Annotated in this window: 12 protein-coding genes; 7 read left to right on the top strand and 5 right to left on the bottom strand. The window is 72.3% G+C overall.

Annotated features, from left to right (window positions below):
- The first annotated feature begins 28 nt into the window (after positions 1-28).
- The gene (locus LZ198_RS25440; RefSeq protein WP_253974640.1) at positions 29-499 is read left to right on the top strand and encodes a YchJ family protein; all 471 of its coding nucleotides are present in this window, start codon (positions 29-31) and stop codon (positions 497-499) included.
- A gap of 21 nt (positions 500-520) precedes the next feature.
- Positions 521-2,149: a TIGR02996 domain-containing protein gene (locus LZ198_RS25435; protein WP_253974639.1), complete on the top strand. Its 1,629-nt coding sequence runs from the start codon at positions 521-523 to the stop codon at positions 2,147-2,149.
- Between the two features lie 13 nt (positions 2,150-2,162).
- Here LZ198_RS25435 and LZ198_RS25430 read toward each other — a convergent pair whose 3' ends face one another.
- Together LZ198_RS25430 and LZ198_RS25425 are read right to left on the bottom strand one after the other, a co-directional pair.
- On the bottom strand, positions 2,163-2,996 hold the full coding sequence (locus LZ198_RS25430; protein ID WP_253974638.1) for a DUF1963 domain-containing protein: 834 nt from the start codon (positions 2,994-2,996) through the stop codon (positions 2,163-2,165).
- Between the two features lie 137 nt (positions 2,997-3,133).
- Complete coding sequence (locus LZ198_RS25425; RefSeq protein WP_253974637.1) at positions 3,134-3,328, bottom strand: hypothetical protein; 195 nt, start codon at positions 3,326-3,328, stop codon at positions 3,134-3,136.
- Positions 3,329-3,542: 214 nt separating this feature from the next.
- On the opposite strand from LZ198_RS25425, the gene LZ198_RS25420 reads away from it, so the two are divergent.
- Positions 3,543-4,181: a TetR/AcrR family transcriptional regulator gene (locus tag LZ198_RS25420; RefSeq protein ID WP_253974636.1), complete on the top strand. Its 639-nt coding sequence runs from the start codon at positions 3,543-3,545 to the stop codon at positions 4,179-4,181.
- Positions 4,178-5,203: an LLM class flavin-dependent oxidoreductase gene (locus LZ198_RS25415; protein ID WP_253974635.1), complete on the top strand. Its 1,026-nt coding sequence runs from the start codon at positions 4,178-4,180 to the stop codon at positions 5,201-5,203. Before LZ198_RS25420 ends, LZ198_RS25415 begins: the two co-directional genes overlap by 4 nt.
- Positions 5,204-5,216: 13 nt before the next feature.
- Here LZ198_RS25415 and LZ198_RS25410 read toward each other — a convergent pair whose 3' ends face one another.
- On the bottom strand, positions 5,217-6,416 hold the full coding sequence (locus LZ198_RS25410) for a glycosyltransferase (protein ID WP_253974634.1): 1,200 nt from the start codon (positions 6,414-6,416) through the stop codon (positions 5,217-5,219).
- A 291-nt stretch (positions 6,417-6,707) separates the two neighbouring features.
- Between LZ198_RS25410 and LZ198_RS25405 the strand changes: the two genes are divergently transcribed.
- Positions 6,708-7,556, top strand: coding sequence for a penicillin-binding transpeptidase domain-containing protein (locus LZ198_RS25405; protein WP_253974633.1), 849 nt, complete (start codon positions 6,708-6,710; stop codon positions 7,554-7,556).
- Between the two features lie 21 nt (positions 7,557-7,577).
- Here the strand turns inward: LZ198_RS25405 and LZ198_RS25400 are convergent, their stop codons facing one another.
- On the bottom strand, positions 7,578-8,873 hold the full coding sequence (locus tag LZ198_RS25400; protein ID WP_253974632.1) for an adenosylhomocysteinase: 1,296 nt from the start codon (positions 8,871-8,873) through the stop codon (positions 7,578-7,580).
- 124 nt (positions 8,874-8,997) lie between these two features.
- Entirely contained in the window at positions 8,998-10,179 is a 1,182-nt protein-coding gene (metK, locus tag LZ198_RS25395; protein WP_253974631.1) for a methionine adenosyltransferase, read from the bottom strand.
- A gap of 270 nt (positions 10,180-10,449) precedes the next feature.
- Here metK and LZ198_RS25390 point away from each other — a divergent pair, with 270 nt between their 5' ends.
- Together LZ198_RS25390 and LZ198_RS25385 are read left to right on the top strand one after the other, a co-directional pair.
- Complete coding sequence (locus LZ198_RS25390) at positions 10,450-11,022, top strand: Tgt2/MlaC family protein (protein WP_253974630.1); 573 nt, start codon at positions 10,450-10,452, stop codon at positions 11,020-11,022.
- A gap of 109 nt (positions 11,023-11,131) precedes the next feature.
- On the top strand, positions 11,132-13,294 hold the full coding sequence (locus LZ198_RS25385; RefSeq protein WP_253974629.1) for a site-specific recombinase: 2,163 nt from the start codon (positions 11,132-11,134) through the stop codon (positions 13,292-13,294).
- The last annotated feature ends 133 nt before the right edge of the window (positions 13,295-13,427 follow it).

Genomic DNA, 13,427 nt, shown 5'->3' with positions numbered 1-13,427 from the left:
CCGCTCCGGGTAGGCTCCTCTTCGCGACATGCCCCCTGCCCCACCCTGCCCCTGCTGCTCCGGCCTGCGCTACCGCGAGTGCTGCGCCCCCTTCCACCGAGGCGAGGCCGAGCCCCCCGACGCCGAGCGTCTCATGCGCAGCCGCTACGCCGCGTTCGCCCAACGGGAAGCGGCCTACCTGTGGAAGACACTCCACCCGGACCACCCCGACCGCGCCCGCCCCCAGGAGGAGGTCATCCGCGAGCTGCGCGACTTCGCCCGCGCCCACCAGTACCCGAAGCTGGTGGTGATGGACCGCAGGCCCCCGGACGCCCAGGGTGTCGCCCAGGTCCTCTTCTTCGCGAAGGTGTTCGAGAAGGGAAAGGAGCGCTCCTTCGTGGAACGCTCCTTCTTCCGCCACGACGGCACCGGTTGGCGCTACCACTCCGGCGACGCCCGCTCGCCCCGCGACCTGGCCGTCCCCCCCGAGTCGCTGACCCTCGAGACCTTCCCGAAGTGAGCCTCCTCCCCCAGGAGCACGATGTCCCCGACGAAGCACGCGCTGTCGTCCCTCGTGGAGCCCGCGAGCCGGGGCGCGTGGAGCGTGGTCCTGACCGGCCTGCTCGACGCCTGGAGGACCGCGCCCCACCGTGAGCTGGCCGACCGCGTGGTCGCCGTGGGACGGCTCGCGGCCGGCAGGCAGCACACGCCCGTCGACTGGAAGACGGTGGGGACGAAGCCGGACCCGGTGGCGCTCTCGGCGCTGCTCCCGGCGCTGCTCGACAAGGGTTCGGTGCAGGGGCGCTCCCGCGTCGAGGCGCTGGCTTCGTGGCCGGAGGACCCCCGCATCGACCGCTGGGTGGCCCAGCTCTTCGTGGAGCCCCCGTTCACCAGCTCGGGCGCCCGTCCGTTCTGGACGCGGCTGGCACCCCTGGCGCGGCGCATCCGGGATGCAGAGGCGGCGCGGGCGATGCTGAAGGCGCGCGACGGCTACGACCCGGACATCGGCCACGAAGCCTTCTTCGCGGGGCACGTCGACCGCATCCGGGACGAGCTGCTCGCCGCGACCGACGCGCCCCTGTCCGACGAGGACCAACGGGCGCTCGCGGCGCTGGACCAGGTCCTCCAGGAGGACACGTCAGGGCGCACCCCCGCGCGCGCCGTCGACGCGGACGCGCTGCTGGCCCAGGTGCTCGAGAAGCCCGAGGACGACGAGCTGCGCGCGGTGCTGGCGGACGTCTTGCTCGAAGCGGGCCACCCTCGGGGTGAGCTGCTGTCGCTCCAGCTCGCGGCCCGTGAGCGCACCCTCACGCCCACCGAGCGCAAGCGGGAGAAGCAGCTCCTCCAGGACTCGCGCGCGGAGCTGCTCGGCCCGCTCGACGCGGCGCTCAAGCCGGAGAGCACCTTCTCACGAGGGTTCCTGTCGCGGGCCGTGCTGAAGCAGGGCAACGCGACGTCCATCGCGACCGCCATCGCGAAGAGCGTGGGGCATCCGCTCTGGGCCACCGTCGAGCACCTCGAGGGTCGCGGCGACCGTGACGTCACCTTGCATCCGGTCATGAAGGCGCTGCGCTCGCTGGCCCACAGCGACCTGGGCCCCGTGAAGCTGGCCCGGCACCTGCCTCACCTCGAGTCCATCGTCTGCCGGTCCCCCGAGGATGGATGGGCCGAGGTCATCCAGGACGAGAAGGCATTCCCCCGGCTGCGAGTCCTCGACGTGCCCGTGTTCACGCGGCAGCTGGAGGCGATGCTCACCTCCCCCCTCATCGCGAGGCTGGAGCAATTGCAGGTCCGCGTGCAGGGGCTCCACGGGCCTGACGCGGCGACGGAGGTGACCGCGTTCCTCCACCTGCTCGCGAAGCTGAAGGTGCCCGACGTCACCCTCCGGCTGGTGCGTCACTCCGAGAAGGACTGGAGCAGCGGCTTCCGTTTCACGCGGGATGCCTCGGGGCGGCTCACCGTCCAGGTCTTCACCACGACGATGAACGACGCCTTCGAGGCGCTCACCCAACGGGACGTGCTGCGCGGCCTCGATGAGCTCGCGAAGCTGCGCCCCGACCAGCTCATCGTCGCCCACCAGTGGGTCACACCCTTTCGCGACGCGGTGGAGCAGCGCGCTCGGGCGATGGGCGCGACGTTCGAGGAGCCCTCCACCGGCAAGCGCGCCTGAGCCCCGGCCCGCCTCACGCGTTGGCGGTCACCACCACCGCGCGCTCCAGCCGGTTCGCCGCGAGGTCGTCGCGGTGGACCAGCACGTAGACCCAGTTCGTGCCCCAGTCGAAATCCGCCGAGCGGTCGAGGTCGATGCGCCACAGCATCTCGTAGGCACCGAGCGGCTCCCTGCGCCCGGGCACCGGCCCGAGGTCCTCGAGCCCTCCGCTGACGTGCCCCAGCAGGCGATGACAGGGCTCCGCGCCCCACTCGTCCTCGAGGAAGCCATGCGGGGTCCACTCCATCCAGGCGTCGAGGAGCTCCTCGTCATCGGTGGGAAGAGGCGCCATCCAGGCCGGCCCCCCTGGGAGCGACAGCCCCGGAGCGAACACCATCCGCGCCTCCCACCGCCCCACGGAACGCGGAGTCACGACGGAACGGGCCCGCACCTCGGACGGCTCCGGATACCAGCGCACGCGAAACGCGGGCGCGCCGAACCGCGTCTCCACCAGGTCGAGCGCGAAGAGTCCCTGGGCGGGCATCCCCGGCGGCGAATCGCGGAGTTGCTCGAACTGGACCTGCCCGAGGAAGCGGTGGTCCTTCCAGGACAGGTCCGCCTCCTCGACATACGGCACCCCGCCGAACTTGCTGTCGAGCACGCCGAGCACCGGACGCGCCGCGCGCATCCCGCGCAGCCGGTGGAGCAGCGAGGGCTGCAACGGGGACGAGGCCACGCGCTCCGAACGCACGTACGCACAACCACGCGGGGCATCCGCGAGGAATCGCTCGACGTCGCGCGCGAGGGAGGGAGAGCGGGAGCGCAGCAGCGCCCTCAACTCCGGCGGAGGAACAGGAACGGGCCACATGGCGATGACTTCTCCCTGCGAAACGGCTCCAGGCGAAGAAGGCACCCTAGCATCGCGTTCCGACAGCGAAGCGCCGTGGCCCCGCTCGGCGGCCACGGCGTCCATGCTCGAGTGTCGAGCCACGCCTCGCCGCCGCATCAGTCGGAGCCGGGCAGCCCGGGGCAGATGCCCCCCTCATCCGTGGGGTCCGGCGGCGGCTTGTCGCCGATCTCCGTCGGGTCCTTGCCGCCTCCGGGTCCCGTCGGGATGAAGGGCCCCGACGTCTGCGCCACACCGACCACGGGCGCCAGGACCACGGCCAGCATCCCCCATGCCTTCCATCGCTTCGCCATGACCACTCCCTCACCGCGAGCCGGCCCCCGCCTCTCCACCTACGAACGCAACCGCGCATCCCGGTCGTCGCCGCGCGCCAGCCTCCGGCCGCCTCCTCGCCCGCCGCTGGAATCGCTGGCGCCCCACCCTCCCCACCATTACTGAGTGAATTCCGGAACGCGTCGCGTTCCATTATTGGTCCGGCGAGCGGACAGTCTGGCGAGGAGCGAGTCGATGGCGTCGAAGGTCGCGAGCGAGGGTCCGGCCCGTCCGGGGCGTCCTCGCGACAGCACCCGGGACGCGGAGATCCTCACCGCGGCGCTCGAGGTGCTGGGCGAGGTCGGCTACGAGCAGCTCACCATGGAGGCCGTGGCCGAGCGGGCACGCGCGGGAAAGGCGACGCTCTATCGCCGCTGGGACTCCAAGGAGGCGCTGACCGTCGACGCGCTCGCCTCACTGACCTCGCTCGAACCACCGGATGGGGCGGGCGTCGGTCTGCGCGAGGACCTGCTCGCCGCCCTGGGGCATCCCGGTGGGGCGCGGACGCAGATGCTCCAGCGCGTGCTCGGCGGCATGGTCTCCACCGCGTGTGGCCACCCGGAGCTGGCGACGGCCTTCCGCAAGGAGTGGCTCCAGCGCCAGCGACAAGCCCTGCGCCGCGCGCTCGAGCGTGCCGAGAAGCGCGGCGAGCTTCCCGCCCACCGACTGCGCGCCTTGCTGTCCGGAAAGTGTCCCCCCGTGCTCGACGTGGGGCCCGCGCTGCTCTTCCACCGCTGCCTCATGTCGGGGCAGCCCATCACCGACGGGAGCATCGAGGACGTCGTGGACCACGTCCTGCTTCCCCTCATCCGCTCCGGCCAGGAGACCCCATGAGCATCCCCCTCTCCGTCCTCGACCTCGCCCCCATCGGCTCCGGCTCCAATGGCGCCCAGGCGCTGCGCGACAGCCTGCGCCTGGCCCAGCACGTGGAGGCGCTCGGCTACCACCGCCTCTGGTACGCCGAGCACCACGGCATGCCCGGCATCGCCAGCTCCGCGCCCGACCTCGTCATCGCCCACGCCGCGCAGGTGACGTCGCGCATCCGCGTCGGGTCCGGCGGCGTGCTGCTGCCCAACCACTCGCCGCTCGCCGTCGCGGAGCGGTTCGGCATCCTCGAGTGCCTGCACCCTGGCCGCATCGACCTGGGGCTGGGCCGCGCGCCCGGGGGCGAGCCCGCGACGACGTACGCGCTGCGCCGCGACCCGCGCTCCGCCGAGGAGTTCCCCTCCGACGTCCAGGAGCTGATGTCGCTGTTCGCGGGCAAGGCCGCCGGGGAGGGCGCCTTCAGCAGCGTGAAGCTCGTCCCGTGCCCGGAGAACGCGCCGCAGATCTGGCTGCTCGGCTCCAGCCTCTTCAGCGCGCAGCTCGCGGCCGTGCTGGGCCTGCCCTTTGCCTTCGCGCACCACTTCAGCCCGCAGAACACCCTGCCCGCCGTGCGCATCTACCGCGAGCGCTTCGCCAAGGCGGGCCACGCCCACGCCCCGCGCGTGCTGCTCGCCGTGGGCACCGTCGCGGCGGACACGGAGTCCCGCGCGCGCGACATCGCCAGCTCGCTGGGGCTCACCTGGGTGCGCATCCGCACCGGCAAGACGGGCCCCCTGCCCTCCGTGGAGGAGGCGCGTCAGTACCCCTGGACTCCCGACGAGCGCGCGGTGGCCAACGACTTCCTCTCCACGCAGGTCATCGGCGACGCGGCCACGGTGCACGAGGGGCTCTTGCGGCTGGCCCGGGAGGCCCAGGCCGACGAGCTGATGCTCAGCACCATGGTGCACGACCTGGAGGACCGCATGCGCTCCTACCAGCTCGTCGCCGAGCGCTTCGGCCTCACCAGCGCGCCCCGGCCCGAGGCCCGCTGAGGCCCGCGGCGACTCAGTGCTTCAGGAGATAGCGCGCCTCGAAGCCGGCGAAGAGGTCCAGGTACTGCTCCAGGTAGCGGGTGAGCAGGAAGTGGCGCTTCACCGATTCGCGGCCGCGCTGTCCCAGCCGCTCCCGGAGCCGCGGGTCCTTCAGGAGCTGGACGATGCGCTCGGCGCACTGCTCCACGGAGTCGACCAGGAAGCCGTTGTGCCCGTTCTGTATCTGGTGGCGGATGCCGCCCACGTTGCCGCCGATGACGGGGGTGCCCTTCCACATCGCCTCCGCCACCGTGAGCCCGAAGCCCTCGCGCAGTGACTTCTGGACCACCACGGCGGCGCGGCGCTGGAGCGCGTTGACGAGCGCGGTGTCCTCGCGGATGAGCAGGATGACGCGCTCCTCCTGGTGCTTCAACAGCGCCTCGTAGACCTCCTGGCCCTCCGGATCGTCGTTGGCGATGTTGCCCAGGAGCACCAGCGTGCAAGGCACCTCGCGGCGCGCCAGCAGGAAGGCCCGCACCACGCCCTCCGGGTCCTTCCACCGGTCGAAGCGGGAGACCTGCACCACCAACGGCAGGTCCGTGGGGATGCAGTAGCGGGCCAGCCGCTCGTCGATCTCCGCCTCGGTCAGGTCGCGGTTCTTGATGCAGAACGGGTCGATGGCGGGCATGAAGAAGCGCTGGGGCGTCTTCAGCGACTGCGCGTACTCCGGCACGCTGAAGACGGCCGCGTCGTAGTCCTCGACATAGGGCCGCAGGTAGTCCCAGAGCTCCGGCAGCGGCTGGGACAGGTCCACGTGGCAGCGCCAGATCCAAGGTCCCCGCTTGCGGCTGTGCCGCACGAGCGGCAACGGCTGCGGGTCGTGGACGATGACCCGGTCGTGGTCCAGCAGGTTGCGCACCGCGTTCTGGTAGACGACCTCTTCATAGATGCGCCGCTTCATCCGCGTGAAGCGGAGGCACCCGCCCTGCAACGCGTTGTGCATCTTCTTCGTGATGCTGAAGAAGTCCGAAGGCCCCTGGATGGCGCGCCACTCCGTGAGCAACCCCACGCTGTTCATCAACAGCGTGAGCGGCGACAACAGCTCCGCCACGCCACCGCCGTAGTACGTCGAGTTGACGTGGGCCACCCGCAGGTCCTGGAGCGGGCGGGCCTTGTCGAGGATGCGCTCCACCGCCTCCTCGCCGATGAACGGGGCGTAGTCCTCGACTCGCACGAGTCGATGTTCACTGGAGGGAGGCATCGTCTCCCGAGCGTGTCCACCCCCGCGCCGTCCCCCAAGGGCCCCTCGCGCCCCGTGAGTCCGCCTGTTCAGAAGCGGAACCCCCGACACCACTCGCGCGGCCCCGAAGCCACGCGGGGCGTGGCCCTCAAGACACGTCGGAGACCGGCACCGCCCACCTCGTCCCAGGGAAGCTCGGGGACAGGCCATGTGGCCCACGCCTTGCTCCCACATACGCGCACGTGGGCGGCCCCTGTTCCGAGCCCACGCCCACAGGAGCCCGACATGTCGAAGTCCCCGCGTCTCCAGCGCCTGCGCGCCGGCCTGCTCACCACCGTCCTCCTCGCCTGGGGGAGCGCGCTCGGCGCGGCTCCCGTGAAGCCCGCGAAGGCACCGCCCGCGCCGAAGCGCTGCTTCCTGCTGATGAACCTGGAGACGCGCGAGGTGACACGCTCCGACGAGGCCCTGTGCGCGACGCGACTGCCGCCCGCGTCCACGTTCAAGGTGCCTCATGCGCTCATCGCGCTGGAGACGGGCGTGGTGGCCCACGTCGACGATGTCCACACGTGGGATGGGACGAAGCGCGGGGTGGAGGCCTGGAACCAGGACCAGACGCTGGACACCGCGATGCGCCGCTCCGCGCTCTGGGTCTTCCAGGGCACGGCGAAGAAGATTGGCCGCGCGCGCATGGAGGCGTGGCTGAAGCGCTTCCACTACGGGACGGAGGACGCGTCGGGGGACATCACCCTCTTCTGGCTCGGCGGGCCGCTGCGCATCTCTCCGGAGGAGCAGCTCGACTTCCTCGCGCGCTTCTATCGCGACGAGCTGCCGGTGCGCCCCGAGGTCTCCGCCGCGGTCAAGGCGATGCTGGTGCACGGCCCCGACACCGTGGCCAGCGTCCGCGCCGGCATCAACCAGGGCGGGCCGTGGAAGGACGGCGCGGTGTTGAGCGCGAAGACGGGCTGGTACACCCACAAGACGGGGGACGTCACCTGGCTGGTGGGGCACGTGTCGTCGCCGAAGGGGCGCCACATCTTCGTCAGCGCGGTGCAGTCCCCGCCCGGAGAGAGTCCGGCCCAGCCCCCCGCGCTCGTCGCCGCCATCGACGCGCTGAAGGGCCACGGCCTGCTCTGAGTCCGGGCCCCGGCGCCGCGCTCAGGTGCCCTCGCGCCACGCGGCGAGGTGGAGCGCCTGCGCCTCGGTGAGCGTGTCGCACTTCAGGCCCAGGCTCCGCAGCGCGAGCCGGGCCAGCGTGTCCTCGAGCGCGGGCGGGACGGCGTGGACGTCTTTCGTCAGCGTCCCCGAGTGCGCCGCCAGCCACTCGGCCACCAGCGCATGGTGGGCACAGACCACGTCGCGAACGCCGCGCGCGCCAGCACCCTCCTGCTGGAGCGGGCGTGCCTCGGCGAGCACGATGAGCCGCCTCCCGCCCTCCAGCGTGTGCTCCGCCACGCCCGTGTCCACGTCGACGCGCTGTCGGGACAGCCGCGCCAGCGCCTCCACGTCCAGCGCCGCGCGATGGGCGCTGGCGTTCACCACGACGGCGCCGTCCTTCATCTTCTCGAAGTGCTCGGCGCGGAGGACCTGGGGCACGTCCGCCGTGACGATGAGGACGTCCCCGCGCTTCGTGGCCTCGCCCAGGGGCAGGACGCGGAAGCCCTCCATCGCGGCCTCCAGCGCGGCGACGGGCTCGAACTCCGTCACCACCACCTCCGCGCCCAGCGCGCGCGCCTGTCGGGCCACGCTCCGTCCGGTGTCTCCCAGGCCCACGACGACGAACACGCGGCCCGCGAGCGACCTCCGGGTGGCGCGCAGCACCCCGTCCATGGCGGCCCGCGCCCGCCCGAGCCCCGCGTCGAACAGGCGCCACGTGCGCGCCTCCCCTACCGCGACGACCGGATGGCCGAGCACGCCGGCCCGCGCCAGGGCCCTCAGCCGGTGCGCTCCGGTGGGGGTCTCCTCCGTGCTCCCCAGCACCAGGGGCAGCAGCTCCCTGCGCCGCGTGTGCAGCACGCCGGTCACGTCCGCGCCCTCCTCCAGGACGAGCTGCGGCCGGGTGTCCAGCAGCGCCTGAACGTGGCGGAGGTACGTGGCCGTGTCCTCGCCCTGGAGCCCATAGGTGGGGATGTCGTGGTCCACCACCAGCGCGGCGGCGACGTCGTCGCGCGTGTCCGCCGGGCGAGAGGCGCACAGGCTGACGAGGGCGCCTCCCGCCTTCAGCGTCACCGCGAGGTGCGCCGTCTCCACGGTCAACGGCAGACAGGCCGCCACGCGCACGCCGTCGAGCGGGGCCTGCTTCGCGAAGCGCTCCTGGACCGCGCGCAGCACGGGCAGGTCGCGCGCGGCGGCCTCCAGGCGCTCACGCCCGGCGTCGGCCAGCGCGACGTCGCGGATGTCGTTGGAGACGACGAGGGAGGGTCGAGCCTTCTTCGGACGGACGGCCTTGGCCATGTGCGCGAGGGTCCTCGGACGCGAGCCGGGAAACGAAAACGCGCCCGCCCCTCGTGAAGGGACAGGCGCGTGGGCGGCGGAGGAGCGCGCACCGCGAAGGGCGCGCGCCCACCGACGCGGAAACTCAGACGGCCTTCAGGCGGCTGCCACTGGTGGGGGCGCTGGCGGCATCCTTGAGCGCGTCCTTGCGGTCCGTGCGCTCCCAGGTGAAGTCCTTCTCCGTGCGGCCGAAGTGACCGTACGCGGCGGTCTTCTGGTAGATGGGCCGCAGCAGGTCCAGGTGCTCCGTGATTTCGCGCGGCTTGAGGCCGAACGTGGCGCGGATGGCCTGGGCGATGCGCGCCTCGGGCACCGTCGCCGTGCCGAACGTCTCCACCATCACGCTGACCGGCTCCGCCACGCCGATGGCGTAGGACACCTGCACCTCGCAGCGACGGGCCAGGCCCGCGGCCACGACGTTCTTGGCGATGTAGCGCCCCATGTACGCCGCGGAGCGGTCCACCTTCGACGGGTCCTTGCCGCTGAACGCGCCGCCACCGTGACGGCCCATGCCGCCGTAGGTGTCGACGATGATCTTCCGGCCGGTCACGCCCGAGTCGCCCATGGGGCCACCCACCACGAAGCGGCCCGTGGGGTTGATGTAGAACTTGGTCTTGTTGTCGATGAGCTTCTTGGGCAGCGCCTTCGCGATGACGTCCTCGCGGATGGCCTCCTGGATCTTCTTGTTGGAGACGTCCTCGGAGTGCTGCGTGGACACCACCACCGCGTCGATGCGCACCGGGCGGCCTTCGCGGTACTCCACCGTCACCTGGCTCTTGCCGTCCGGGCGGATCCAGTCGTGCTGCTTGCGGCGCACGTCCGCCAGCTTGCGGGTCAGCGCGTGGGCGTAGTGCAGCGGCGCGGGCATCAGCTCCGGCGTCTCGTCGCACGCGAAGCCGAACATCATGCCCTGGTCACCGGCGCCCTGCTCCTTCTTGTTGTCCACGCCCCGGGCGATGTCCTGGCTCTGGCCCTCGATGGCCACCATGACGCCACAGGTGTTGCCGTCGTAGCCCATCGAGCTGTCGGTGTAGCCGATGCGGCAGATGGTGCTGCGCACGATGCGCGGGATGTCCACGTAGGTGTTCGTCGTCACCTCGCCCGCGACGATGGCGAGCCCCGTCTTGACGAGCGTCTCCACCGCGACGCGCGCCTGCGGGTCCTTGGCGATGATGGCGTCGAGCACACCGTCGGAGATCTGGTCGGCGATCTTGTCCGGGTGGCCCTCGGTGACGGATTCGGACGTGAACAGGAAATCGGTAGGCATGTCGGCTCTGTGTGCAGAGGGGGGCGCCGTATGACGACGCATGACGCGGCGCATACGCGGTATGTCGCGCGAGGGTCGGACACTAAAGTGTGGTCCTAGGGGAGTCAAACGCCCAAAGGGCCGGATTCATTCGCCCAGTGGACGTCCACGGAGGGCAACCGGGCGGGCCACGGAGGAGCGCCTCGTCACCCGCCCGTGAATTTCGCGAGGCAGGGGGCGTTCTCCTGGGCTAACAGAACGCCGAGCATTCCCTCTGGAGAACCGCCCGACATGAACGCCCGCTTCCGTACCCTCTCCTTCCTGGCCGCCCTCTCCCTCGCCGTCCCCGCGCTCGCCGCGGCACCGAAGGAGGACGCGGTCGCCAAGCCGGTGAAGACGGTGGTGCAGTCCGTGCGCTACGAGCGGGACGCCGCCGCGCTCAAGCTCTTCGGCGGCGAGGAGCAGGGCAAGTTCCTCCTGGGTGAGTCCTGGGCGAAGGGTACCGACGAGCAGCGCAAGGAGTTCGTCACCCTCTTCCACGGCCTGTTCGCGAAGATCGCCTTCCCCCGCGTGCGGGAGAACTTCAAGAACCTGGACTCCATCACCTACGAGCCCGCCCAGGTGACGGGCGGCGACGCCACGGTGGACTCCACCGTCTTCATCAAGCACCCGCTGAAGACGCAGGAGATGAAGCTGAAGTACCGCCTGGTGAAGGACGCCACCTCGTGGAAGGTGGTGGACGTGACGGTGCTCGGCTCCTCCATGCTCCAGGACATCCGCGACACGCAGGTGCAGCCGCTGCTCCAGCAGGGCGGCTGGGACCTGCTGCTGGGCCGCATGCGCCAGGAGCTGGCGAAGAAGTAGTCGCCGCACCCGCCTCCGCCGGCCAGGCCACCGGGCCAGCGGCCGTCGGAGGGGTTCCGAGGGGGCGATGCCTGGCGTAGGCTCGCCCCTCCCCCGCAGTCCTGGCCGAATGACCGTCCCCCTCCCCGCCGCCCAGCCCACGCCCTCGCGCGTCCACCATGGGCCCTCCGAGAGGGAGGTGGACGCCTTCTGCGTGCAGTACGCGCCGCGCGCGCCGGGCCACCCCGCCGTGAGGGACCTGTACCGGCTGCTGCGCGACCTCCCCGAGGAAGGCCTCGAGGCGCGGCTGGACTGGGTGGAGCGCTGGGTGGAGTGGCTGCGCGAGCGCATCCCCGCCCACGGCCTGGGGGACGACGCCGGGGAGGCCGGCACCTCCGCCCCCGACTCGCGCCTGGCGCTGATGGTCCGCGTGCTCGAGGGAGAGCCCGCGCTGCGCGCCGGCCTCACCCACCTGGTCTCCGCCGTGTGCGACGGCAGCCGGGGCCTGAAGTTGTTCTCCCAGGTGGGCCTCCCCGCGGGCCAGGGCTTCCTGTCGGAGGCCTCCGACCGGCTGGCCCGCGCGCTGCTGCCCGCCCCGCCGGAGCCCACGAAGCTGTCGGAGCTGCTGCCGCGTCTGTTCCCCTCGCAGGAGGACGCGGCGTGGCTGGCCGCGCTGTCACCCGCGCTGCTGGCGAAGCTGGCGCAGCTCGTCGGCGAGCCACGTCCCCCGGCCGTCCTCCCGGCCACGCGCGTGCGGGCGGACCTGCTCGACGCGCTGCTGCTCCTGGCGGTGCAGACCGCCGCCCTGGGCCTGACGGAGGACGTGCGGGACCGCGACCCGGAGACGTCCTTCCGGGCCTCGCCCTTCCTGCGCCTGCGCCTCACGTGCGACGCCGTGCTGGCGCGCGACGCGGCGCCGGACACGCTGCGCGACGTGGGCACGTGCGTGGGCGACTGCCGGCGCGTGGTGGCGAGCGTGTCGCAGCACCTGGAGTCCGCGGGCGTCAGCGTGGACCTGGTCTACCGGCTGGAGCGCATCCGCCGGGGCCTGGAGCGCATCGAGGCCATCTGCCGCGTGCTGGGCGCGCCCCGGGGCGAGCCGCGCTGGCGGGAGGCGCTCGCGCTCCTGTCGGACCTCCTGCGCCGCGCGCACGCGGACCGCTCCGTGCTGGAGCTGGTGCGGCGCAACGTGCGGATGCTCGCGCGGAAGATCATCGAACGCGCCGGTCACTCCGGCGAGCACTACATCACCACCACCGCCGCGGAGTTCCACCGCATGGTGGAGTCGGCGGCGGGCGGCGGGCTGGTGACGGCGGTCGCGGTGACGCTCAAGTTCGCCATCGCCGCGGTGGCGCTCGCGCCGTTCTTCGCGTGGCTGGCCACGGGCCTCAACTACGCGGTCGCCTTCGTCCTCATCCAGGCCTTCGGCTTCACGCTCGCCACCAAGCAGCCCTCCGTGACGGCGGCCACGCTGGCCGGCGCGGTGAGCGAGGGCGCCCGGGGCGAGCGCCTGTCGAGCCTGGTGGAGCTCATCCCCCGCATCACCCGCTCGCAGTTGGCCGCCTTCGCCGGCAACCTGGGCTGCGTGGCCCCCGCCGTGGTGCTCATCGCCCTGGGGTGGCAGGCCCTGACCGACCACGCCTTCCTGTCCGAGGCCAAGGCGCAATCCACGGTGGCCTCGCTCCACCCGTGGAGGAGCCCCACCGCGGCGTACGCGGCCCTCACGGGCGTGCTGCTGTGGGCGTCCAGCGTGGCCGGGGGCTGGCTGGAGAACTTCGTCGTCTACCGCCGGCTGCCGGAGGCCCTGGCCCACCACCGCGCCCTGCGTCACGTCCTGGGCGACGCGGGCGCGCGCAGGCTCGCCCAGGGGCTGCTGCACGCGGCGTCCGGCCTGGGCGCGAACGTGACGCTGGGCTTCCTGCTCGGGCTGGTGTCGGTGCTGGGGCGCTTCATCGGCCTGCCCCTGGACGTGCGCCACGTCACCTTCGCGCTGGGCCAGTTGGCCATGGCCGGCTGGACGCTGGGTGCGGACGGGGTGCTGCGACCGGAGTTCCTGGCGGCCCTGGGGGGCGTGGCCCTGACGGGGCTGCTCAACTTCACCGTCTCCTTCTCGCTGGCCCTGGGCGTCGCGGCCCGCGCACGCGACGTGCCCTCCGGGGAGGCCCTGCCCTTCCTGCGGGCCGTGGCGGCCCGCTTCCTGAGCGCCCCCCGCTCCTTCCTCCTGCCGCCCCGGGACGCCCCCCCGGCCGCCCCCCCGCACCCCGCGAGCGTCCCCACCCACGAGCCGCCCTGAGGCCCGGCGAGGGGCGTTCCAGCCACGCTGTCACGGGGGTGTCAATGCTTCCCGGCGCCCGCGTGGAGGAGGGGCCTCGACCAGGAAACCAGCCGAGCGGCCGGGCCGCGCTTCCGGGGGAGCGCGTTTGCCG

Source organism: Myxococcus dinghuensis, from assembly GCF_024198235.1.
Lineage (GTDB): Bacteria > Myxococcota > Myxococcia > Myxococcales > Myxococcaceae > Myxococcus > Myxococcus dinghuensis.
The sequence above is the reverse complement of the archived record's forward strand: the minus strand, read 5'-3'. Positions and strand labels throughout refer to the sequence as shown.